3 protein-coding genes are annotated in these 1,664 nt (G+C 76.1%); all 3 read right to left on the bottom strand.

Translation table 11 applies throughout. The annotated features are described in order from the left end of the window. The coding region (locus AB8Z36_RS38970; protein WP_369218095.1) for a hypothetical protein at positions 1–661 on the bottom strand (661 nt) is incomplete at its 3' end. Beyond that, positions 651–1,454, bottom strand: coding sequence for an FkbM family methyltransferase (locus AB8Z36_RS38965; RefSeq protein ID WP_369218094.1), 804 nt, complete (start codon positions 1,452–1,454; stop codon positions 651–653). The genes AB8Z36_RS38965 and AB8Z36_RS38970, both read right to left, overlap by 11 nt. After that, positions 1,451–1,663 (bottom strand): Trm112 family protein, encoded by a 213-nt coding sequence (locus AB8Z36_RS38960; protein WP_369218093.1) that lies wholly within the window; start codon positions 1,661–1,663, stop codon positions 1,451–1,453. Before AB8Z36_RS38960 ends, AB8Z36_RS38965 begins: the two co-directional genes overlap by 4 nt. Position 1,664 lies beyond the last annotated feature (1 nt).

The raw sequence follows: 1,664 nt of genomic DNA, 5'->3' as shown, positions 1-1,664 counted from the left end.
GTGTGAGCGGCGGGCCCGTGCCCGCGTCCGGGAACTCCACGCGCTGGAGCAGCCCCCACGTGAACTCCGCCACGCAGCGCCGACGGGTGACCTCGGCGTCCTGCGCGTTTTCCGCCCCCCTCGCGCCCGCCGTCCCCGGCGCGTCGAACGCCAGCCGCCACCGCGTCGGCGCCGTCCCCTCCATCGGCCGCGCGGGGGCGAAGGCGCGCGCCACCTCGTCGATCGTGCAGGACCACGGCGTGAGGTCGGCGACGGTACGGAGCCGGGGCCCCGGGGTGCCGGGCGCGCGCACCAGCCCCTCGTTCCAGACCGCCCCGTTCGGCGCGAGCAGCACCTCGAAGCGCAGGTCGATCCAGAGCGGCACCGGCCAGCGCAGCGCCTCGCACTCCAGGTCGCCGATGGTGCGCCGGGTGGCCGACTCCGGAACGCCGAGGACCGAGCGGTAGCGGGAGCGGGCGCTGCGGGCGCCGCCGCGCCCCCGGGTCATCGCCTGCCAGCGGCGGTTGGCCTCGCGCATCTGAGACACGGAGACGCCGAGGCGGTGCCGCGCGCGGTCGACGAGCTCCGGGTTGTGGTCGGCCATGCGGCGCAGCAGGACGAGCTGGAAGTCCAGCGGCGTGAAGGGCTCGGGCGGCGGGGTGCTGGGGGACCTAGCGGGCATGTGCCCCATCGTCGCGCACCGCGGGGCTTCCCGGGCTGCGTCCCTCGGGGAGGAACAGGACGGAGTTGACGTAGCGGGGGCGGCGCGGCGTCAGGACCCGGCGCAGCAGGCCCTGGGACACCACGTGCGCCGCGCCCGACTGGTGGGCCTCCAGGTCGAAGGTGGCGAGCGGCAGCCAGGTGTCGTGCGGCAGGACCCAGCCCCGGTAGCCGTACTCGCGGGTGAGCAGCTCCACGATCGGGCCGATCGGCTGGATGCGGGCCTCCAGCTCGATGAAGAGCGCGGGACGGTCCCTGGCGATCAGCTCGCGGGCGCCGCGCAGCACCGGCAGCTCGTTGCCGTCCACGTCGATCTTGACGAAGTGCACGTCCCGCAGCCCGAGCCCGTCGAGCGTGAGGCAGGGCACGTCGAGCGCGCGGGCGTGGATGTCCCTGCGGATCAGGGAGGACACGCCCCGCTCGCCGTGGTCGCCGGGCGGCAGCCAGAGCCGGGCCGTGCCGGGCCGGTCGGTGGCCGCCGCCTGGACCACGCGGACGTTGCGCGGGGTGCTCGCGGCGAGCAGCCGGGCCAGCCGCGGCACCGGCTCCACGGTCACCACACGCCGCGCCCGCGAGGCGAGGCGGCGCGACCACGGCCCGTACCAGCCGCCGACGTCCACGGCCGTGGCGCAGTCCGGCGGGCAGAGGTCGCCGAGGCGGGCCAGCTCGGGCTCGAAGCGCGGATAGACCAGCCGGGCCAGCGCGGCGATGAGCCGGTCGGGCACGACGGGCGCCAGGCGGGCGGCCAGCGTCATGAGCCGGACATCCGCTTGAGGAGCTGCTCGTGCTCGTCCTCGGGGACCTGCTCGCCGGAGGAGGGCAGGAGCTGCGGGATGCCGTCGATCACCGGGTACCTGCGGCGCAGGCGCGGGTTGTAGAGCGCCTCCTGCGGAACCAGCGGCGCCTCGGGGGCGAGCAGGTGCAGCGGGCCCTTGTCCAGCGGGCAGGCGAGAATCCTCAGCAGC

The sequence above is a fragment of the Streptomyces flavofungini genome (genome assembly GCF_041028215.1).
Classification (GTDB): Bacteria; Actinomycetota; Actinomycetes; order Streptomycetales; family Streptomycetaceae; genus Streptomyces; species Streptomyces flavofungini_B.
This window is presented reverse-complemented; position numbering and strand designations above follow the sequence as displayed.

Coding starts and splice junctions, on each gene's coding strand:
- AB8Z36_RS38965 (WP_369218094.1), bottom strand. CDS start 1,454: ATGACGCTGGCCGCCCGCCTGGCGCCCGTCGTGCCCGACCGGCTCATC.